This window comes from Ruegeria sp. HKCCD9138, from assembly GCF_057220975.1.
The window spans coordinates 237,394-256,155 of the sequence record NZ_JBWVAZ010000004.1 but is presented as its reverse complement, the minus strand read 5'-3'; the positions used below and the strand labels follow the sequence as shown (position 1 = coordinate 256,155).

At 58.2% G+C, this 18,762-nt stretch carries 21 protein-coding genes; 7 read left to right on the top strand and 14 right to left on the bottom strand.

The window, feature by feature from the left end:
• Positions 1 to 4 precede the first annotated feature (4 nt).
• Both AC2TEL_RS09275 and AC2TEL_RS09270 read right to left on the bottom strand, forming a co-directional pair.
• The gene (locus AC2TEL_RS09275; protein ID WP_480843220.1) at positions 5 to 1,810 is read right to left on the bottom strand and encodes an ABCB family ABC transporter ATP-binding protein/permease; all 1,806 of its coding nucleotides are present in this window, start codon (positions 1,808 to 1,810) and stop codon (positions 5 to 7) included.
• Between the two features lie 76 nt (positions 1,811 to 1,886).
• Complete coding sequence (locus AC2TEL_RS09270; protein ID WP_480903346.1) at positions 1,887 to 3,212, bottom strand: LysM peptidoglycan-binding domain-containing protein; 1,326 nt, start codon at positions 3,210 to 3,212, stop codon at positions 1,887 to 1,889.
• Positions 3,213 to 3,338: 126 nt separating this feature from the next.
• Here AC2TEL_RS09270 and AC2TEL_RS09265 point away from each other — a divergent pair, with 126 nt between their 5' ends.
• Positions 3,339 to 3,890: an LOG family protein gene (locus AC2TEL_RS09265; protein WP_480843224.1), complete on the top strand. Its 552-nt coding sequence runs from the start codon at positions 3,339 to 3,341 to the stop codon at positions 3,888 to 3,890.
• 42 nt (positions 3,891 to 3,932) lie between these two features.
• Here AC2TEL_RS09265 and AC2TEL_RS09260 read toward each other — a convergent pair whose 3' ends face one another.
• Together AC2TEL_RS09260 and AC2TEL_RS09255 are read right to left on the bottom strand one after the other, a co-directional pair.
• Positions 3,933 to 4,385: a baeRF12 domain-containing protein gene (locus tag AC2TEL_RS09260; RefSeq protein WP_480843226.1), complete on the bottom strand. Its 453-nt coding sequence runs from the start codon at positions 4,383 to 4,385 to the stop codon at positions 3,933 to 3,935.
• Positions 4,386 to 4,732: 347 nt separating this feature from the next.
• On the bottom strand, positions 4,733 to 5,149 hold the full coding sequence (locus tag AC2TEL_RS09255) for a winged helix-turn-helix transcriptional regulator (protein WP_480843228.1): 417 nt from the start codon (positions 5,147 to 5,149) through the stop codon (positions 4,733 to 4,735).
• 145 nt (positions 5,150 to 5,294) lie between these two features.
• Between AC2TEL_RS09255 and AC2TEL_RS09250 the strand changes: the two genes are divergently transcribed.
• Positions 5,295 to 6,065 carry a nuclear transport factor 2 family protein gene (locus AC2TEL_RS09250; RefSeq protein ID WP_480903344.1) on the top strand — a complete coding sequence of 257 codons (771 nt, stop codon included), beginning with the start codon at positions 5,295 to 5,297 and terminating at the stop codon, positions 6,063 to 6,065.
• A gap of 213 nt (positions 6,066 to 6,278) precedes the next feature.
• Here AC2TEL_RS09250 and AC2TEL_RS09245 read toward each other — a convergent pair whose 3' ends face one another.
• Positions 6,279 to 6,878 (bottom strand): superoxide dismutase, encoded by a 600-nt coding sequence (locus tag AC2TEL_RS09245; RefSeq protein WP_480903342.1) that lies wholly within the window; start codon positions 6,876 to 6,878, stop codon positions 6,279 to 6,281.
• A gap of 100 nt (positions 6,879 to 6,978) precedes the next feature.
• Here AC2TEL_RS09245 and AC2TEL_RS09240 point away from each other — a divergent pair, with 100 nt between their 5' ends.
• Positions 6,979 to 7,740, top strand: a complete 762-nt coding sequence (locus AC2TEL_RS09240; protein ID WP_480903340.1) for an FkbM family methyltransferase — start codon at positions 6,979 to 6,981, stop codon at positions 7,738 to 7,740.
• 102 nt (positions 7,741 to 7,842) lie between these two features.
• Positions 7,843 to 8,238, top strand: a complete 396-nt coding sequence (locus AC2TEL_RS09235) for a hypothetical protein (protein WP_480903338.1) — start codon at positions 7,843 to 7,845, stop codon at positions 8,236 to 8,238.
• A 39-nt stretch (positions 8,239 to 8,277) separates the two neighbouring features.
• On the opposite strand, the gene AC2TEL_RS09230 is transcribed toward AC2TEL_RS09235, so the two are convergent.
• Genes AC2TEL_RS09230 through AC2TEL_RS09210 form a run of 5 tightly spaced genes read right to left on the bottom strand, consistent with a single transcriptional unit; the run spans position 8,278 to position 13,683 of the window.
• A complete protein-coding gene (locus tag AC2TEL_RS09230) occupies positions 8,278 to 8,844 on the bottom strand; it encodes a sarcosine oxidase subunit gamma (RefSeq protein WP_480843236.1) in 567 nt (188 codons plus the stop codon).
• Complete coding sequence (locus AC2TEL_RS09225; RefSeq protein WP_480903337.1) at positions 8,837 to 11,851, bottom strand: sarcosine oxidase subunit alpha family protein; 3,015 nt, start codon at positions 11,849 to 11,851, stop codon at positions 8,837 to 8,839. Before AC2TEL_RS09225 ends, AC2TEL_RS09230 begins: the two co-directional genes overlap by 8 nt.
• Positions 11,852 to 11,894: 43 nt before the next feature.
• Complete coding sequence (locus AC2TEL_RS09220) at positions 11,895 to 12,224, bottom strand: sarcosine oxidase subunit delta (RefSeq protein WP_480843238.1); 330 nt, start codon at positions 12,222 to 12,224, stop codon at positions 11,895 to 11,897.
• Positions 12,218 to 12,415, bottom strand: a complete 198-nt coding sequence (locus AC2TEL_RS09215; protein ID WP_480903335.1) for a hypothetical protein — start codon at positions 12,413 to 12,415, stop codon at positions 12,218 to 12,220. Before AC2TEL_RS09215 ends, AC2TEL_RS09220 begins: the two co-directional genes overlap by 7 nt.
• Before the next feature lie 23 nt (positions 12,416 to 12,438).
• Complete coding sequence (locus AC2TEL_RS09210) at positions 12,439 to 13,683, bottom strand: sarcosine oxidase subunit beta family protein (protein WP_480903333.1); 1,245 nt, start codon at positions 13,681 to 13,683, stop codon at positions 12,439 to 12,441.
• Positions 13,684 to 13,861: 178 nt separating this feature from the next.
• On the opposite strand from AC2TEL_RS09210, the gene ccmI reads away from it, so the two are divergent.
• Genes ccmI through AC2TEL_RS09195 form a run of 3 tightly spaced genes read left to right on the top strand, consistent with a single transcriptional unit; the run spans position 13,862 to position 15,794 of the window.
• Positions 13,862 to 15,082 carry a c-type cytochrome biogenesis protein CcmI gene (gene ccmI, locus AC2TEL_RS09205; protein WP_480903331.1) on the top strand — a complete coding sequence of 407 codons (1,221 nt, stop codon included), beginning with the start codon at positions 13,862 to 13,864 and terminating at the stop codon, positions 15,080 to 15,082.
• Entirely contained in the window at positions 15,079 to 15,543 is a 465-nt protein-coding gene (gene ruvX, locus AC2TEL_RS09200; protein WP_480843245.1) for a Holliday junction resolvase RuvX, read from the top strand. The genes ccmI and ruvX overlap by 4 nt, the downstream gene beginning before the upstream one ends.
• 17 nt (positions 15,544 to 15,560) lie before the next feature.
• Positions 15,561 to 15,794, top strand: coding sequence for a DUF1289 domain-containing protein (locus tag AC2TEL_RS09195; protein ID WP_480843247.1), 234 nt, complete (start codon positions 15,561 to 15,563; stop codon positions 15,792 to 15,794).
• Positions 15,795 to 15,804: 10 nt separating this feature from the next.
• Here the strand turns inward: AC2TEL_RS09195 and AC2TEL_RS09190 are convergent, their stop codons facing one another.
• From AC2TEL_RS09190 to AC2TEL_RS09175, 4 genes are all read right to left on the bottom strand, one after another.
• Positions 15,805 to 16,014 carry a hypothetical protein gene (locus AC2TEL_RS09190; protein WP_480903329.1) on the bottom strand — a complete coding sequence of 70 codons (210 nt, stop codon included), beginning with the start codon at positions 16,012 to 16,014 and terminating at the stop codon, positions 15,805 to 15,807.
• A 362-nt stretch (positions 16,015 to 16,376) separates the two neighbouring features.
• Positions 16,377 to 17,105 carry a SpoIIAA family protein gene (locus AC2TEL_RS09185; RefSeq protein ID WP_480903327.1) on the bottom strand — a complete coding sequence of 243 codons (729 nt, stop codon included), beginning with the start codon at positions 17,103 to 17,105 and terminating at the stop codon, positions 16,377 to 16,379.
• A 36-nt stretch (positions 17,106 to 17,141) separates the two neighbouring features.
• Positions 17,142 to 17,927, bottom strand: coding sequence for a hypothetical protein (locus AC2TEL_RS09180; protein ID WP_480903325.1), 786 nt, complete (start codon positions 17,925 to 17,927; stop codon positions 17,142 to 17,144).
• The gene (locus tag AC2TEL_RS09175) at positions 17,921 to 18,745 is read right to left on the bottom strand and encodes a sulfite exporter TauE/SafE family protein (protein ID WP_480843254.1); all 825 of its coding nucleotides are present in this window, start codon (positions 18,743 to 18,745) and stop codon (positions 17,921 to 17,923) included. Before AC2TEL_RS09175 ends, AC2TEL_RS09180 begins: the two co-directional genes overlap by 7 nt.
• Positions 18,746 to 18,762 lie beyond the last annotated feature (17 nt).

Below are 18,762 nucleotides of genomic sequence, written 5' to 3'. Positions count from 1 at the left end.
TTCTTCACGCCGCCTGTGCGTCCGCCTGCTGCCGGCTCCAAAGCTGTGCGTACCGGCCCTCGCGCGACAGCAGTTCGTCATGCGTGCCCTGTTCGATGATCTCGCCACGTTCCAGCACGACGATCTGGTCCGCCTCTGCGATCGTGCTCAGGCGGTGGGCAATCGTAATCACCGTCCGCCCCTCACCTGCGCGCGCCAGAGCGTCCTTGATGTCCTGTTCCGTGTCGGTATCCAATGCCGAGGTCGCCTCGTCCAGCAACAGGATCGGTGGGTTCTTCAGCAGCGTCCGGGCGATGCCCACGCGCTGTTTTTCACCCCCGGACAGTTTCAATCCCCGCTCGCCCACCTTGGTATCATAACCCTCGGGCAACGAGACGATAAAATCGTGTATCTGGGCGGCCTTAGCGGCCTCTTCTACATCGGCTTGCGAGGCGCCTTCGCGACCGTAGGCAATGTTGTAGCGGATCGTGTCGTTGAACAGTACGGTATCCTGCGGCACTACGCCGATGGAAGAGTGCAAGCTGGTCTGAGTAACATCGCGCACATCCTGCCCATCGATCTTCAATGCCCCGCCGGTGACGTCATAGAACCGGAACAACAATCGGCCAATGGTGGATTTTCCCGACCCGGTCGCACCCACGATAGCCACGGTCTGCCCCGCCGGTACAGTCAGGGAAACACCTTTGAGGATTTCTCTGTCCGCCTCATAGCCAAACCGGACATTTTCCAGCGCGACCTCGCCGCCGGACACATTCAGGTCCGGTGCACCCGGTTTGTCGGTGACTTCAGCAGGTTGTTCGAGCAGGTCGAACATCTGCCCCATATCCACCAGTGACTGCCGGATTTCCCGATAGACCGTGCCCAGAAAGTTCAGTGGCACCGTGATCTGGATCATGTAGGCGTTTACCATCACGAAATCGCCCACTGTCAGCGACCCGTTCTGAACCCCGGTCGCGGCCAGAACCATGACGCCGATCAGACCGCATGTGATCAGAAAAGACTGACCAAAATTCAGAAACGCCAGCGAATAGGCCGTTTTCAAAGCCGCCTGCGCATAAGCTTTCATTGACACGTCATAACGATCAGCTTCGCGCGTTTCGGCGTTGAAATACTTGACCGTTTCGAAGTTCAGCAGGCTGTCGATGGCGCGTTGATTGGCCTCGGTGTCCTGATCGTTCATCTCGCGCCGCAGCTTCACGCGCCATTCGGTTATGGCAAAAGTGAACCAGATATAAAGCGCAATGGTGACGGCAACGACGACCAGGTACCAGACATCGAAAAGCCACATCAGGATGATCGCGACCAGCAACAGTTCCAGGATCAACGGTCCAATGGAAAACAGCAGGAACCGCAACAGGAATTCGACACCCTTTACCCCGCGCTCAATGATCCGGCTGAGGCCACCAGTGCGGCGGGTCACGTGATAGCGCATCGATAACTGATGGATATGCTGAAAGGTTTCCAGCGCCAGTGCACGCAGCGCCCTCTGTCCGACCGGTGCGAACAAGGCATCGCGCAATTGCTGGAACCCGACGGTCATCATGCGCGCAACGCCATAGGCCACGGTCAGGCCAACCGCGCCCAACGCCAATGGCGGAACGCCTTCGCCGGCCAGACTGTCCACCGCCCCTTTATACAGGATCGGCGTATAGACGGCGATCAGCTTGGCCAGAACCAGCATGACCATTGCCAGCACCACGCGACGTTTGACCCACGATTCGTCTTCGGGCCAAAGGTACGGCGCGACCTTGCGTATGGTGCGCCAGCCCGAGCGGTGTTCGTCTGGTGCGGGATTGTCGGCGGAATGCATCAGGGTGTTTGCCTTTTCACGTACCTTGTGCGGTCAGGGATATTCGCCAGCCCCAATAGGGCCAGAGGTCATGCGCTTACTCGGGGATGGTGAATATCTGCCCCGGATAGATCAGGTCGGGGTCTCGGATCGAATCCCGGTTAGCCTCGAACACCCTGACATACAGAATACCGTCCCCATACCGCTTGCGTGAAATGGCCCAGAGCGTATCTCCCTTCTGAACCGTCACCGACCGGATCGGAGGCGTCTCGCCTGTTGTTTCAGGCTCTGCCTCGCGCAGCACCTCCACAGGTTCGCGTTTGAAAGGCGTTTCAAGGCGGCTGACAACCGTCCCGTCCGACGCGACCTCATCCACGCGCAGGGTATAGACACCGGGGTCAATGTCTTCCAGCTCACTCCGCCACTTTCCATCTTCGGTCGGGGCAAGATCATCGACAAGTCGATTGTCCAGATACAGCCGCACAGCCGAATCCTGCTGCACGCGTCCTGTCAACTCGACGTCACCGACGTCGGAGTAGCCGATAGTGTCTAATGCAACTTGCTCCGGCGGAGTGGTCTGTACGGTCGGCGGTTGTACAAGCTCCACGCCCTCCTCGCCCGAACGTATTACAGCCACTTGCTGGTCCTGCGTGGCGTCCGTCGCATCCGTGGTGAGTTCGGCTTGTGCGTCGAGCTGTCCCTCCTCTTCGGTCCGTTCGGGATCTGCATCAGCGGTCTCGGCATTTGCCGGTTCGGTCGCAGAATCCTGAGATGCGGCATCTTCGGCTGCGGGTGACGCGGCGACCCCAGCCGGAGAGGCTTCCGGCTCCGGTTCGGGCAATGCGGCGATCAGGTAGTCATCCGATCTTTTCGACTGCGCACCGTCTCTGGTCTCCAGGACAAGCCCGCGCGCCGTCTCGGCAAAGGGTATGGTAACGAAAACGGCGAATTGCCCGGTTTCATCCACCGTGAAGCTGTGTACCGGCACTCCATCGAGCAATACGTTGATTTCGACACCGGGATCGGCAGTTCCCGACAAAACCGCATTTCCATCCGGTTCAACGAAAATCTGGTCCAGAACAGGTGCCGCCGCAACTGTCGCCGGAGCTTTGGTTTCACCCACTGCTTCGTCCACTGGTGTCTCGGCAGTCTCGGTCGCGGCTTCTTCCGTAACCTGCTCAGATTCCTCTGTTACGGATGGTGTCTCTTCAGTCGCCTCAGGCGTCGCGTCGTCTGTCTGTGCAACGGTTTCATCCGTCGGCTGTTGTGCTTCAGACTCTGCCGTCTGAGCCGGAGGCGCATCGCCATCTCCGTTCAAGATGCCGCTCAGATACAGTCCTCCCGCTGCGATCACTGCAATGAGACCGGCGATCACCCCCCAGGCGAATGTTCCGAAACCTCCGCTTCCCGACTTGGCGTCCATTGTTTTCCTTTCATTCCGCAGCGCAAATGCTTTGACTTCCACACATTCTGCGTGGCGGTTGAGCCAACCTATCAATCCCGCTATCAGGGGTCAAAACCTGAGATACAAGTCCGGAGTCTTCAATTCATGTCCCAGAAATCCGTCTGTGTGTATTGCGGGTCACGTAACGGCGCAAACACAGCCTATGCCGACGCAGCCCGAGAGTTCGGGACCCTGCTGGCCAACGAGGGATGGCGCCTCGTCTACGGTGCCGGAGATGTCGGCTTGATGGGAGAGGTCTCGCGCGCCGCCCAATCGGCCGGAGGTGACACGTTCGGCGTGATCCCCGTACACCTGTTGCAACGCGAGGTTGGCAAAACCGACCTGACGCGCTTTGTCGTTACTGAAACGATGCACGAGCGCAAAAAAGTCATGATCATGAATGCGGATGCCGTAATGGTATTGCCCGGTGGCCCCGGGTCATTGGACGAACTGTTCGAGGCCCTCACATGGCGTCAGTTGGGGCTGCATGACAAACCAATTCTGGTGATGAATGTCGCCGGGTATTGGGACGCCCTGCATACATTACTGGACGGTGTTATCGACCAAGGATTTGCCGAAAGCTCTTTGGCAGAGTTCATTACCTGGGTCGACACACCGCAGACCGCCATGTCCAAACTGCGCAACATGCTGGCCTGACAGAAGAAAACGGGCGGTCCATGCCGCCCGTTAGTTTTTGACTTAGGCCGGTTTGGCCAACCTGGATCTGAGGATCCCTTCGACCTTGTGCAGGGGATGATTGGTCAAGGTCTTGTCAATTTCGGCGACAACCTTCGCCAAAACTTCGGTGTGAAGACGGCGGCGCAAAAGGCCCAGAACGTGCGGGCTGGCAACCAGAACCAACCGTTTGTAAGCCCCTTTCAATCCTTTTCGGTTCAGCAGATTGGCAACATCCTGAACGAACAGTGATTTGGCATGGGTTTTCCATGTTTCTTCTTCGACTGCCGATTTCTGCTTCGGGCCCCCGTCATAGCGCCGGCCAGCTTTATCGTTGCGTTTTGAAGGCTCTGCGTCCGTTTCTTCAACGGATACGACCACCAGGTTGGGGTCCTGTGCATCCGTGATGTTCTCCATCACCAATGCCTTTTCTCCGTCGGCGATGATGACCCAAGTTCCCTGTTCAAGTGCTGCCATTGTAATCTCCTGCAAAGGCTAAACTGGCTTCCCTCGTTTTTCAGACACAATTCTGCAATTGCGCGCAGACGGGTTTTCCACGCACCGTTTCGATAGGTCTTCTATTGGTTGGCGGCTCTCTCCCTCCGCACACTATAGCTAGGTATTGCCAGCGCCCCTGCAATAGGTCTCAATCCGAAAGTTGACGTATCGGCAGGTTTTCACCGGCAATCGGCCAAGTAAGAAATGCCGTTACCCATCGACAAGCGGCGCGGCTGCAGGTTGGGAATGGCGGTTCGATGCAACGTCGACCCAATGTCAGGTTGATACAACATTTACGGCCTCGAAAAAGACACCGGCCCTTAGCGTCACTTCGTCTGCTCTCTCTCGAATTCCATGCGCGCGGATTTTACCTGGTCCATTTGCTCGTGAGACCACAATACCAGCGGTTTTAGCAGTTCCAGCAAACTGCGGCCCAATGGTGTAAGCTCGTACGACACCGCGACAGGTGGACCCGGATCGACCGTTCGGGTCAGGTACCCGTCACGCTGCAGACCCCGCAGGTTCTCGGTCAGCACGCGCTGCGTTACGTCTCCGATACAACGCTTGAGCTCTCCAAACCGTTTAGGTTCGTCCTCCAACGCCAGAATAATGATCATGCGCCATTTACCCGTCACGTTGGACAGAACGGAGCGAATAGAGCAGTTCGACGCTTCGGCTTTGCTGTTGACGCCTACAGGCAGCATTGTGATCCCAGGTGCGTTTTTGATACTAAACACGATCATAGTACCAAATCCTTTTAATTCAAGTCCATGTTTTTAATGCAGTATCCTTTACACAACCATGTTCCCATAAAGTGCGTAATTGATATGTAGTTCGTTTTTAATACTTACTATTGCCACAACTCGAATCACGAAAAGGAAGCTCAACATGACCCCCAAAGAACTTGTCCTCGCCTTGTTTTCAGCGGCCTTTATTGAACACGACCCTCAAGCCGCGGGGCAATTGGTGGCACCCGACTACATTCAGCATAATCCGCAAGTCCCAACCGGTGCCGAAGGTCTGATTGGGCTGATACCTTTGGTTGAACAATCTGGCATGACGGTGACGACCCATCGGGTGATAACCGAAGGCGATCTGGTGGTGTTGCACAATACTTACGAAAACGCCGACGCCTTTGGCGCGCCATCCCTCGCCGCCTTCGATGTGTTCCGCGTCGAGGACGGCAAGGTCGTCGAACACTGGGACAATCTGCAAGCGGTTCCCGAAACCACCGTTTCTGGCCGCGGGATGACAGACGGCGCCACTGAAATCACCGATCCGGACCAGACCCAAGCCAACAAAGCGCTTGTTCTGGGCTTTGTCCGCGACGTACTGGCCGGGGCCGCCCCGGAAAATGTGGCGGATTACATGGATCCCGAAATCTATATGCAGCATAACCCGATGATCGACGATGGTCTGGATGGGCTAATGGCCGCCATTGAAGAATATGCCGCGCAGGGTCAGGTTATCACAAAATTCGAACCGCAATTCGCCGTGGCCGAAGGAAATTTTGTCTTTGTGGCATCGGACGCAATCATGGGTGGCAAGCCCTGGGCGTTCTTTGATCTTTGGCGCGTTGAGAACAGCAAAATCGTCGAACACTGGGATGTGGTTTCTCCGATCCCCGTAGAAATGGCGCATGACAACGGAAAGTTCTGACCGTCTTCATACCCTTGCCTGGCGGGCAATTTCCCAGATGTTGCCCGCTGGACTTAGAGTTGTTTCGTTTGCACTCAGCACTGCCAAGCAATGGCCCCGACCCGACAAATTCGCTGCCGCGGCGCTGTCCTCGGCTAACAGCCGCCCCAGAAAGAAAAAGCCCGCCAGCGTCACTGCCGGCGGGCCCTTGTCCCACGTTAGCGGGCTATTGGATTACATGCGCGACGCAACGTTTTCCCAGTTCACCAGATTGTCGAGGAAGTTCGACAGGTATGCCGGACGCTTGTTGCGGAAATCGATGTAATAGGAATGCTCCCACACGTCGCAACCCAGCAGAGCAGTCTGACCGAAGCACAGCGGGTTCACACCGTTTTCGGTCTTGGTGACAGCCAGCGAACCGTCCGAGTTCTTGACCAGCCACGCCCAACCGGAACCAAACTGGCCTGCACCGGCGGCGCTGAACTGCGATTTGAATTCGTCGACCGAGCCGAAGCTCTCGGTCAGGGCCTTCTCCAACTCGCCAGGCATGGCGTTGCCGCCGGGGCCCATCATTTCCCAGAATTGGTTGTGGTTCCACAGCTGGCTGATGTTGTTGAAGATGCCGTTCTGCGCGACGGAGTTGGCGTCGTAGGTGCCAACGATGATCTCTTCCAGCGACTTGCCGTCCCACTCGGTTCCGGCGATCAGCTTGTTGCCGTTGTCGACATAGGCTTTGTGGTGCAGGTCGTGGTGATATTCCAACGTTTCCGCGGACATACCCTTGGCTGCCAGCGCGTCATGTGCATAAGGAAGATCAGGAAGTTCAAAAGCCATCTTGGCCCCCTGTGAAATATAAGTTGCGGTTCCCAAGGGTTAAATGCTTTGGCAACAGCCGCAGGTCAAGGGCCGAGATCACAAAACCACGAGGTCCGCGATGCTGACACAGGCGCGCAAGATGTTTTACCGCGCCCGCGGGTATTATGCAGGCAACCTGAATGGCGAGCCATTTCGTCTGGACCCCTACCATTCGAAATTCTGGCGCAAAGCCTCGGCCGGTGCCTGGGAACCCGAGACTTTTGACGTGCTGGACAAACACCTGTCCCCTGACAGGGATTATCTGGATATCGGCGCATGGATCGGCCCCACCGTCCTGTACGGTGCCCGCCGCGCCCGTCATGTGTGGTGTTTCGAACCCGATCCCACCGCGTTTCGGCACCTGGCATGGAATTTGGACCTGAACAACATTCGCAACGTTTCGGCCTTCTGTGTCGCCCTGTCGGACGAGTTCGGCGTTGCGCGTATGGCCTCGGTTCGGGGCGAACCTGGCGATTCCACCAGCTCTCTGCTGCATGACGGCGCACACGGGACCGACGCTTTGACCATCGCATGGGATCAGTTCGAGGCAGTCAATGACCTGTCCAGAGTTTCGCTGGTCAAGATGGATATCGAGGGGGCCGAGTTTTTTGTTTTGCCGACGCTGTTGGCATGGCTGAAGAAACAGCGCCCAGCCTTGTTCCTGTCGCTTCATTCGCCCTTGTTGGCAGACGAAAATCGGCATGAATGGACAAAAAATCTCTTAGAAAGCCTGTCATTCTATTCCGAGGTTCGGAACGTAGCCGGACATCCTTTGGACATCCGGAATATCCTTGGGCAACAGGAGTTGATGAAGTACCAATCCATATTGCTCTTACGGTAGAGTGGGTGAACTCATTTTCCCGAATAAGTAATTTTACGCTTGCAACCTCAAATAAGTGATTGTTGAACTGCACTTACGGAAGAGTAGGAAGGATATTAACTAGTGAGAGTTTCATTAGCTTTATTGATTGCCGGCATGTTGACCGCTCAGACAGCAGCCGCAGAGACCATGACCATTCATTGCAAAATGACCAAACAGGATGGCCTTGGCTGGATCGCACCTGAATATGCGTTCCAGATTGATGCCAATTCAGAAAAGGCGAAGGCCGTCAGCAGCTATCACGACTGGACAGAGGCGCGATTGAAGAACCGTGGTGCAAAAGGGTATCGCATTTCTTGGAACATAACCGCTCCATTGTCTGATGGCACGAAACAGCGGGTGAAATACCAAGCAAACCTGGATGCCGAGAACAAGACAGTAAAAGTCCGTATGTGCTGGGCTCATGCGAATTACAGCAACAAACCCTACGGTGTCGGTAATTGCAGCGCCAAAAGTTAAGAGAGGCCCCGGAAGATCTGGGGCCTTCACTTTTCGGTACTAGTAAACCCCGACCTCACTGCCCGGCTGCGCCGCCACCTTGATCAGTTTGAATACATAATCGGCAGTCGACCGGAAACAGACGACGCGGAAGGTCTCGGCATCGTCCATCCAGAATGCCCCCGCCACTTGCGCCAGGCGCGAACGGCGGATCTGGCCGGGTTGAAATGCCTCGGCTGACAGATCAACCGGAGCCAGCTTGCCCAGCACTTCGCACGCGTTGCCACCCGAGATGCGGAACACGGCGCGGGCATCCGACACGTTGACCGCCAGTGCATGCGTGCCGCTCAGCGCGTTGGTCATGGCGGTCAGTTTGGCCTCGACCTCGGCGTAGGGAACAAGCACCAGCAATTCGTCAGTGGACATCCAGCAGACGCCGGTATCGCCGTTGACAAGTGCCTCACGCTGGCCGGGCACCTTCTGCCCGGTGGCGTCCTTGACGGCCTTGGCCAACACCTTGTCTGACAAGTCGCCGCGCAGGGTGATCATGCCCTGCAGGCCGACTTCCTCGACCTTGGCGATGCCATCATAGCTGGCGTGGTTCAGTGCGCTGATGGGTTCAGACATTCTGCTTCTCCCCGTCCTTGTCGAAGAAGATCGGGTCCACGATCTTTGCTTTGTAGGTTTTGCCGTCGGTGCCCGGGAATTCGACAATCTCACCCATCCGGTCCGGGCCGTGCTTGATCAGGCCCATGGCGATGCCTTTGCCCAGGTTGGCCGAGTAATAAGTCGACGTCACACGCCCGATCATGTTGCGCTGACCGTTGGCATTGACGCCCTCGCCCGCTGCGTAAGCCCCGTCGGGAATGACAGAACCATCCACAGTCTCGAGCCCGACCAGTTTCCAGCGCTCCGGATCGGTCATATGGACACGTTCCTGAGCCCGTTTCCCGAGGAAATCTTCTTTCTTTTTCGAGATTGCCCAGTGCAGCCCCAGATCCTGCGGGATCACGGTGCCGTCGGTCTCGTCCCCGATCATGATAAAGCCTTTCTCGGCCCGCAGGATGTGAAGACATTCGGTGCCATAGGGCATCACGCCGAACTCTTTGCCCGCTGCCATCAGAGCGTCCCAGAACGCCTGTCCCTGGCTGGCAGGAACTGCGATCTCATAGGACAGTTCGCCCGAGAACGAGATACGGTAAGCGCGGCAATCGAACTCACCGATCTTGCCATCGCGCCACTCCATGAACGGCAGCGCCTCTTTGCTGACATCCATGCCGCCTAGCTTTTCCAAAACCTTGCGGGCGTTGGGGCCGACCACAGCGACCTGAGCATACTGCTCGGTCACATTGGCGACGTAGACTTTCCAGTCCCACCATTCGGTCTGCAGCCATTCCTCCATGTGACCATGGATGCGCTCGGCCCCGCCCGTGGTAGTGTGGCACAGCCAGGTATCCTCATCGATTCGGGCGACAACACCGTCGTCGATCAGGAAGCCGTTTTCCGAACACATCAGGCCATAGCGGCATTTCCCGACCTTCAGCGTGGACATCATGTTGGTGTACATCATGTCGAGGAACTTGCCTGCGTCGGGGCCCTTGACGATCAACTTGCCCAGCGTCGAGGCATCAAGCAGGCCGAGGTTTTCGCGGGTGTTTTTCACTTCGCGGTTCACCGCGTCATGCACGGACTCACCGGGACGGACATAGGCGTAGGTCCGGCGCCAGTGGCCGACCGGTTCCCAGTCTGCTCCGTTCTTGTCGTGCCAGTTGTGCATCGGTGTCTGGCGGATTGGCTGGAACACGTCGCCACGCGCTTCGCCGCCGATCGCACCCATGGAAATGGGCGTGTACGGTGGGCGGAACGTGGTGGTGCCGACTTGCGGAATCTCCGAATTCAGTGAGTCCGCCAGAATCGCCAAACCGTTGATGTTGCTCAACTTACCCTGATCGGTCGCCATTCCCAGCGTCGTGTATCGCTTGGTGTGCTCAACGCTCTCATAACCCTCGCGCGCGGCGAGCTGAACGTCGGACACTTTGACATCGTTCTGGAAGTCGAGCCAGGATTTCATCCGCAGTTGAACCTCGGCATTGGCCGGCATCAGCCAGACGGCTTCCATCGGTGCTTCATCCGTGGTTTCGCCGGTCGGAGCCTTGGTGTTCTTGGGCTTGAAACCGGCGGCCTTCGCTGCGGCCTTCCCCGCCGCATGCGCGTCGGCCAGAACTTCACCCAACGCCAGCGGCCCGTTCGAGGACCCGGCAGCAACAACGAACCCTTCGCCATCGGCACCAAGCGGCGGACGATCCGGATCAGGGCGGAAATGCGCATTGGCTTCGTCCCAGATCAGCTTACCGCCGCAATGGGACCACATGTGCACGACCGGAGACCAGCCACCCGACATGGCGACCGCATCGGCCTCGACCTCTTCGCGTGCACCACCGACACCTTCCTGATTGCAGATCGCAACCTTCTTGACGCGCTTGCCGCCTTTGACTTTGGCAATGGCTTTGCCCGGGTCGACACGAATGCCCAGTTGGCGCGCCTCTTCCGCCAGCGGACCCGCCGCAGCACGGGCGTCAACAATACGCAGCACTTCGACGCCGGCCTGCTTCAGGATGATTGCTGTGCGATAGGCGTCGTCATTGTTGGTGGCGATGATAACGCGCTCACCGGGTGTGACACCCCAGTTCACCACGTAATCGCGCATGGCCGAGGCCAGCATAACGCCCGGCACATCATTGCCCGCGAAAGACAGCGGACGCTCGATAGCGCCAGTGGCTGTGACAACCTGCTTTGCCCGGATGCGCCACAGGCGATGACGTGGTCCCTGAACGCCTGGTGTGTGGTCGGTCAGACGCTCATACCCCAGCACATAGCCGTGGTCATAGACGCCTGCGCCCATGCAGCGCGAGCGCATCGTGACGTTATCCATTGTTTCCAGTTCGGAAACCAATTGTTCCACGAACTTATCCACAGGCTCGCCATTGATGGTTCCGCCGTCAACCGGGGCGCGACCACCCCAATGCGCGGTCTGTTCAATCAACATGACCTTGGCACCGGACTGAGCTGCCGCCTTCGCGGCTTGCAGGCCAGCGACACCGCCACCGATGACCAGAACATCGAAGAAGGCGTAGAAGTGTTCGTAGGTATCCGCGTCGCGGGTATCCTTGTCAGGTGCTTTACCCAGACCGGCAGACTGACGGATAAACGGTTCGTAGACGTGTTTCCAGAACGGTTTCGGATGGATGAATGTCTTGTAGTAGAAACCGGCCGGCAGGAACCGGGCAAAAGCCGTGTTCACCGCGCCAATATCAAACTCCAGATTCGGCCAGTGATTCTGCGAGATAGCGGTCAAGCCGTTGAACAGTTCGGTCGTGGTCGCACGCTGATTCGGTTCGAACCGGTTGCCCTGTCCCAAACCGACCAGAGCGTTTGGCTCTTCCGCCCCACTGGCGACGACACCGCGCGGACGGTGGTATTTGAACGACCGGCCCATCATCATCTGATCATTGGCCAACAGCGCCGAGGCGAGCGTGTCGCCCTCGTAGCCCTGCATCGAGGTGCCGTTGAAAGTAAAAGTGACCTGTTTCGACCGGTCAATCAGCCGGCCTTGTTTTGCGAGACGGGTGCTCATGTTGCGGACCTTTCGCAGGCGGTATTACGGATGGCGGCGCGGATCATTCAAACTCTCTCCACTTCCAGCCAGGGCGCTTGGCCGAAATAGCCTCGCGAATTTCTTTCGGGGGCTCGGTGGTCTGCGCGGAATACGTTCCGAACACTTCGAGCGTGTTGGTGCAGCGTGCCGCGTGGAACCACTTGCCGCAGCCATTTGCATGGCGCCAGCGTTCAAAATGAACGCCTTTGGGGTTCTCACGCATGAACAGGTAGTCGTGGAAGTCATTGTCCGACGAACCCGGGCCATAGCGCTTCAGATGCGCCTCGCCGCCAGCGGCCAGTTCAGATTCTTCGGCATCTACGCCACAGTAAGGGCAATTCAGGATCAGCATTTTGCCACTCCTCGCTTGATTTTTTTCATCCACACGCTCAAGTTGAAGGCATGGATTCTTTTACTATTTTTTTCATCATTACCGGCACGTTGGCCGCAATCGGTCTGATCACCCTTCTTGTCTTCCGAACGGAAGAGAAAAAAGCGATCAAGCCGCGCCCCGAAACCCCGGAACGCCCGGATAGCATTCATCGAGCTGACTCCGGCGACTGACATCAGTGGGCCACCCCGGCGGCGACGCTTTCATCAATGAAGCGTCCCTCTTTGAAGCGCTCCAGCGAGAAGGCTTCGGTCAGCGGCGAATGGCCGGTGGCCATCAGCTGTGCCATGCCCCAACCTGACCCCGGGATAGACTTGAAGCCGCCAGTGCCCCAGCCGCAGTTGATAAAGCAGCCGCCCAAGGGCGTTTTCGACAGGATGGGCGAGCGGTCACCAGTCATGTCCACGATGCCGCCCCACTGACGCAGCATTTTCAGACGCGAGATCATCGGGAAGGTCTCGACCAGCGCGCGGACGGTTTCCTCGATATGGTGGAACGACCCGCGCTGAGTGTAGTTGTTGAACCCGTCGGTGCCGCCGCCAATCACCATCTCGCCTTTGTCGGATTGGGACATGTAGCCGTGAACGGTATTGGCCATGACCACCACGTCCATACAGGGCTTGATCGGCTCGGACACCAGCGCCTGCAGGGCCAGCGACTCGACCGGCAGACGGAAGCCCGCCATCTCGGCCAGTTGGCCCGAGTGACCGGCGACAACAATGCCCAGCTTGTCACACTCGATCGCACCCTTGGTGGTTTCGACACCCGTTACGCGTCCGTTTTCCCGACGCACGCCGGTGACTTCGCATTTCTGGATGATGTCCATGCCCATGTTCGAGCATGCGCGCGCATAGCCCCAGGCCACCGCATCATGTCGGGCCGTGCCACCGCGTTCCTGCCACAGCGCGCCCAGAACCGGATAGCGCGGACCGTCGATATTGATGATTGGCACCAGTTCCTTGACGCGCTCGGGGGTGATCCACTCGGTTTTTACACCCTGCAGTGCGTTGGCATGTGCCGTGCGCTGATATCCGCGAATCTCGTGCTGGGTTTGGGCTAGCATCATCACGCCGCGGGGGCTGAACATGATGTTGTAGTTCAGTTCCTGGCTCAGATCCTCATACAGGCCGCGCGCCTTTTCGTAGATCGCAGCCGACGGATCCTGCAAATAGTTCGAGCGGATGATGGTGGTATTTCGACCGGTATTGCCACCGCCCAGCCAGCCTTTCTCGATTACCGCGACATTCTGGATACCGTAGTTCTTCCCCAGGTAATACGCGGTCGCCAAGCCGTGACCACCGGCACCGACGATGATCACGTCATACCGTTTCTTTGGCTCGGGCGAGTGCCAGGCGCGCTCCCATCCGGTGTGATAGCGCAGCGCTTCACGCGCCACAGCAAAGGCTGAGTAGTGTTTCATGTGCGAATCCGTCCGGTCTTCGGTGATTGGGCGCAGATATGCCGTGTGGCGGCATTTTACCTGTGCCACACAACGTCGCAATAATGCGTTATTGCGACATGAAGGCCCCTCGCGGCCATTTGTCCCTTTTTTCGGGTCGCCGACAGGTCTAAGTCAGGGCAACCATTTTGGAGGGACCATGACGTTCTCGGTTCTCATCGTCTTGATCGCACTGCTGATCACAGGGTTTCTTGGGTATTCCATGCTGCGCGGACGCCGGAACGGCAAGCCGACAGCGGCATATGACCTGAGTGTCTATCGGGAGCAACTGGCCAGCGTCGATCGCGATCTGGCGCGCGGCGTGATCGGCAAGGCCGACGCGGACCGTGTGCGCACGGAAATCTCGCGTCGCATTCTGGCCGCTGACGCCCAAATGCGCGGCGAAACTGACAGCGCCGGCCCGTCACGGGCTGTATCCGTGGTTGCTCTGGTGCTGATGGCCGCAATTCTGGTGGGCGGCGCATTGGCCATGTATCGTCAGATGGGGGCCGCAGGTTTTCCAGACATGCCCCTGTCCGCGCGAATCGAAATGGCGGAAGACGTGCGGGAAAACCGCCCCGGCCAATCCGATGCAGAGGGAATGGCGCCTGCGGTGCAGACACCGGAACTGGAAGAAAGTTATGCAGCACTGCTGACGCAGCTGCGTGATACGGTGGCGCAGCGTCCCGATGATCTGCAAGGCCATATGCTGCTGGCACAGCACGAAACCAACGCCGGCAATTTCAAGGCCGGATACGAGGCGCAACAGCGCGTTATCGAATTGTCCGGCGACACTGCCACGGCCGAAGCTTATGCCGATCTGGCGGAAATGATGATCCTTGCGGCTGGCGGCTACGTCTCGCCCGAGGCTGAAGAGGCTTTGCGTCAGGCGCTGGAACGCGATCCGAGCTTTGGGCCAGCGCGCTACTATTGGGGACAGATGCTGGCCCAGATCGGGCGGCCCGACATGGCCTACCGGGTGTGGGTGGACACGCTGCGCGACTCTCCGTCCGGGGCGCCATGGGTACAGGCGATCCGAGGGCAGATCGACGACCTGTCCTTCCGCGCGGGCGTCTTCAACGCGCCCAGCCTGAGCGCCGAACCCGGCCCTTCGCAGGAAGACATGCAGGCCGCGGCTGAGCTGACCCCCGAAGAACGGCAGGAGATGATTCAGGGCATGGTGGACCAACTATCTGACCGTCTGGCCACCGAAGGCGGTTCACCTGAAGAATGGGCACGCCTGATTGCGGCGCTTGGCGTGCTGGGACAGGGTCAACGCGCGATCGACATCCGGGATGAGGCGATGGCTGTCTTTGCCGGCAACACCGAAGCGCTGCAGGTGATTGATGCGGCGGCGCTTCAGGCCGGAATTGCGCAATGATCTACGACGTGTTCGAAGAGTTTGCCTCGGCTTTGCCTCCGATGACGGCACTGATGGGGTTGGACCTTGGGGAAAAGACCATCGGTGTGGCGGTCTCGGACCGGATGCGTACCGTCGCGAGCCCATTGGAGACCGTTCGGCGCAAGAAATTCACCCTCGATTCAGCCCGCCTGATCGAGATTGCGACGGATCGTGAAATCGGCGGCATCCTTCTTGGCCTGCCCAGGAACATGGACGGGACCGAGGGCCCCAGATGCCAGTCGACCCGCGCTTTTGCACGGAATCTGATGCGTTTGACCGATTTACCGATTGGTTTCTGGGATGAACGACTCAGCACAGTTGCTGCCGAAAAGGCACTACTTGAGGCGGATACGACACGAAAACGTCGCGGACAGGTTATCGATCACGTTGCGGCCGGCTATATCCTGCAGGGAGCGCTGGACAGACTGCGCTTTCTTTAACGGATCGGAAAACGCTGATGACAAATATGGTTTGGAAACGGAACGAGGTCGAAAGCCCTTGCATCCAGATCTGCGTCGTCCACCCGACCGAACGCATCTGCACCGGCTGTTACCGCACCATCGATGAAATTACCCGGTGGTCCAAGATGGACAGCTCTGAACGCGCCGGCATCATGCAGGAATTGCCCGAGCGAAAGCCCCGTTTGGCCAAGCGCCGCGGCGGTCGTTCCGCACGCCTGAACGGATCTTGACCCCGAAACTTCAGTCCTTCGACTCGGAATCCGAAGCCTGCACTGAAACAGCGTGCAGGTCTTCGTGCGCGCGCAAGTCGGCACCGAACAACTCGACCAGTTCGGTCTGGTTGGTTGAGTGCGACGCCTGCCTGTCCGCATCTGACCTAAAATCAAGCGGGATCGGCAGGACCATTGTCTTTTCCGAGAAGAAGCGTTTCCAAACAGAATTGATTTTCATTTCACATGCCAATGAGGGTCAACCAACGTCGCTGCGGGTCGGCTCCGAACTCCGAGGGGGAAAGTGAGTTCGGGCGCTTTAGCTTGAGTGAGTGGCACCCCCCAGCGACGCGGTCCAGTTTCGATGCCCGCCCCTTGAAATCCGGAGGCAGACCCGCGAATTTCTGAAACTTTTTGATTGATCAATCAAGAAACACCCCGGATGTTTTTTGCCTTCCGTGGCGTCAAGCCGTGCCCTGCTCGCAAAAGACCATGCGAGGCAGAACAGTTTTTTCTGCCGCAAACAACCCTCATCGTCGACCAACGATCAGTTTTTTCGCGGACTAATAGATCGCAGAAGTTGACTTTTTCGCGCCTGACCTCTTACCCGGCCGAGAGCCACGCTTTGGCGTTTTCAAAATCCTCCGACGGGAAATACTGCGTCCGTGTGCCCAGAACATGGCTGGCCATTCGCTGCGCCATTTTTTGCCAGGCCTTATCTCCGACAATTGCGGCCCGATCCAGCATTCCGATATGCCCTGCCGCCAGACGAAAATGTGCAGCCATGGCGGTAAGTCCCTGCCATCCATCAAATTCTCGCAGGTCGATCAGCAAGCGAAAACCCTTCCGGTCGCCCAGCGTGGCGTCCAGATCGACCTGCGCCTGTTTGTATTCTTCTGAATCCAGCTTCCCCATCAGACTGATCTGGACGCACGGTCCGCCCAGATCGGTCACGTGAATTGTACCAAGAGATTCGCGAATCCATCTGCGGGCTGATTCTAATTCATCCATCCCGAACACCTGAACCGGACAGGGCAGGATCGGTGCCGCTAACCGAATGCTCGTCTGCACCCAGCCCTGATCGGCGACAACGCCGATGCGGTCGAACCCGCGCCAGTGGCTGAGCCCAAGCTTGGTGTCGGACCAGGCGGCGCCCAGATCGTACCCCTTGAATTCCGGCGTGACGATCGCCAACAGGCGCACCGCGTCGTGATCTTCCAGTGCGGCTTCGATTGCAGGGACCAAAGTGGCTGCGTAATCTGCGCTTGTGACCTCACCGGACAATTCCACCTCGATCAGGGCACCATCGGAATTCGTGTGAACCGTAATCATTGAAAATCTCTCCAAAGCCATAAGAATGGCAGGAGGTTACGGGGATTCGAGCCATTCGGCTACACCGCCCGGACACTCGGGCCGGAAATAGGCGATCATCCGTCCGTCGGGCCCTGCGGTGGCGTTCTCGCCCCAAGGCGCAACACCGTGCAGACAATGCCTGTGCAGCAAATAAGCCTCTCCCGGACGGGCGGGCAGTTCAATGCGTGGACAGGTGTCAAAAACCTCTCTTCGGGCGGCCTGATAAACGTCCGTGACGTCGGCCCGACCCAACGCGTCAGGCGCCACGTCCGCCAAGGACCGCCGAAAGGCGGCGCCCAGTATTTTGTGGCTTCCTTCCCACAGCACCATGGGCGCGGCGTTCGCACTCGCCTCGTTCAGGGGAATGCCCAATATCCAGGCATGTGGTTCATCGACCTGACGTCGGCGATCCGGGCCCGTCGGTTTCAGGCCGTCCACGTGTGCCGCATCACGCCTGCTTCTGTATCGTGCCGCGGCCTCAGATTCCCCGCGCCGGGGTTGCGGATAGCCCGGATAAATCACCGACACCTGCGCCTTGTGCAAATCGATCCGTCCATATTGCCGTGTAGCAAAGTCGATCGCCTGACCAGAAAGCGAGGGTGAGCCTGCCACCCTGCCCCGCACGTCATTGTCCAACGCATCGACTCCGATGAACCACGTCCCCTCGCAATCGTGCCATTCCGCAAGGGCCGGATCTGCCACCGAAGCGCGGGCCGCAGGCAGGGCGTGTGCAACCCATTCAAACAATATCGGGTCGTATGGAAACTTGACCCAACCGCGATCCCGGAACACGTTTACCACCCCAACGCTCGCCGCAGCATGTTCAGCGCTACGAGTGTCAGGAACACCGCAAATACGCGTTTCAGCGGTTTGGGATTCATGGCATGGGCCAGTTTGACCCCCCAAGGCGCAGTAATCATCGTCATTGCGATGACGATGAAGAAGGCCACTAGGTTCACGGCACCAATGGTGAACGGAGGACGGTGTTCCGGAGCAATATTGAGAAACAGGAAGCCAAGAACCGACGGAACGGCGATAATCACTCCGAACCCGGCAGCGGTCGCCACAGCCCGATGAATCGGCGTGTTGTAAAGGCTCATCAGCGGTACGCCAAAACTGCCACCCCCGATGCCCATCAATACCGACAGAAACCCCACGGACGGGGAAAGCGCCGCGCGCTTCACGCCTTTGGGCATCGCGTCACCCAATCTCCATTCGGATCGACCCAGCCCGAGATATGCACCGATTACCATGCCCAGAATACCAAACAACGCCTGCAGCATTTCAGTCCGCAACGCCGAGGCCACCAGGACCCCAATGATCGCGCCCACGGCAATCCCCGGTCCCCAACCACGCAGGATATCCCAATCCACCGCGCCTTTCTTGTTGTGGCTCAGCACGGACCGGACCGAAGTCACGATGATCGTTGCCAGGGACGTCGCCAGGCACATCTGCATCAGCTGCGGCCCGCCATAACCAAGCGTCTGAAAGGTATAGAAAAACGCAGGAACCAGAACAATTCCTCCACCAACGCCCAGCAACCCGGCCAGAACCCCAGCCAAAGCGCCGATCGCAAGCAAAAGGCCCAGCATCTGGGCCAGCAACATTGTCTCGGGCATCATCCCCCCATGTCGGC

Excerpts from the sequence above, each read along its gene's own strand:
- AC2TEL_RS09275 (WP_480843220.1), bottom strand. The coding sequence starts at position 1,810 with ATGCATTCCGCCGACAATCCCGCACCAGACGAACACCGCTCGGGCTGG.
- AC2TEL_RS09270 (WP_480903346.1), bottom strand. The coding sequence starts at position 3,212 with ATGGACGCCAAGTCGGGAAGCGGAGGTTTCGGAACATTCGCCTGGGGG.
- AC2TEL_RS09265 (WP_480843224.1), top strand. The coding sequence starts at position 3,339 with ATGTCCCAGAAATCCGTCTGTGTGTATTGCGGGTCACGTAACGGCGCA.
- AC2TEL_RS09260 (WP_480843226.1), bottom strand. The coding sequence starts at position 4,385 with ATGGCAGCACTTGAACAGGGAACTTGGGTCATCATCGCCGACGGAGAA.
- AC2TEL_RS09255 (WP_480843228.1), bottom strand. The coding sequence starts at position 5,149 with ATGATCGTGTTTAGTATCAAAAACGCACCTGGGATCACAATGCTGCCT.
- AC2TEL_RS09250 (WP_480903344.1), top strand. The coding sequence starts at position 5,295 with ATGACCCCCAAAGAACTTGTCCTCGCCTTGTTTTCAGCGGCCTTTATT.
- AC2TEL_RS09245 (WP_480903342.1), bottom strand. The coding sequence starts at position 6,878 with ATGGCTTTTGAACTTCCTGATCTTCCTTATGCACATGACGCGCTGGCA.
- AC2TEL_RS09240 (WP_480903340.1), top strand. The coding sequence starts at position 6,979 with ATGCTGACACAGGCGCGCAAGATGTTTTACCGCGCCCGCGGGTATTAT.
- AC2TEL_RS09230 (WP_480843236.1), bottom strand. The coding sequence starts at position 8,844 with ATGTCTGAACCCATCAGCGCACTGAACCACGCCAGCTATGATGGCATC.
- AC2TEL_RS09225 (WP_480903337.1), bottom strand. The coding sequence starts at position 11,851 with ATGAGCACCCGTCTCGCAAAACAAGGCCGGCTGATTGACCGGTCGAAA.
- AC2TEL_RS09220 (WP_480843238.1), bottom strand. The coding sequence starts at position 12,224 with ATGCTGATCCTGAATTGCCCTTACTGTGGCGTAGATGCCGAAGAATCT.
- AC2TEL_RS09215 (WP_480903335.1), bottom strand. The coding sequence starts at position 12,415 with ATGAATGCTATCCGGGCGTTCCGGGGTTTCGGGGCGCGGCTTGATCGC.
- AC2TEL_RS09210 (WP_480903333.1), bottom strand. The coding sequence starts at position 13,683 with ATGAAACACTACTCAGCCTTTGCTGTGGCGCGTGAAGCGCTGCGCTAT.
- ccmI (WP_480903331.1), top strand. The coding sequence starts at position 13,862 with ATGACGTTCTCGGTTCTCATCGTCTTGATCGCACTGCTGATCACAGGG.
- ruvX (WP_480843245.1), top strand. The coding sequence starts at position 15,079 with ATGATCTACGACGTGTTCGAAGAGTTTGCCTCGGCTTTGCCTCCGATG.
- AC2TEL_RS09195 (WP_480843247.1), top strand. The coding sequence starts at position 15,561 with ATGACAAATATGGTTTGGAAACGGAACGAGGTCGAAAGCCCTTGCATC.
- AC2TEL_RS09190 (WP_480903329.1), bottom strand. The coding sequence starts at position 16,014 with ATGAAAATCAATTCTGTTTGGAAACGCTTCTTCTCGGAAAAGACAATG.
- AC2TEL_RS09185 (WP_480903327.1), bottom strand. The coding sequence starts at position 17,105 with ATGATTACGGTTCACACGAATTCCGATGGTGCCCTGATCGAGGTGGAA.
- AC2TEL_RS09175 (WP_480843254.1), bottom strand. The coding sequence starts at position 18,745 with ATGCCCGAGACAATGTTGCTGGCCCAGATGCTGGGCCTTTTGCTTGCG.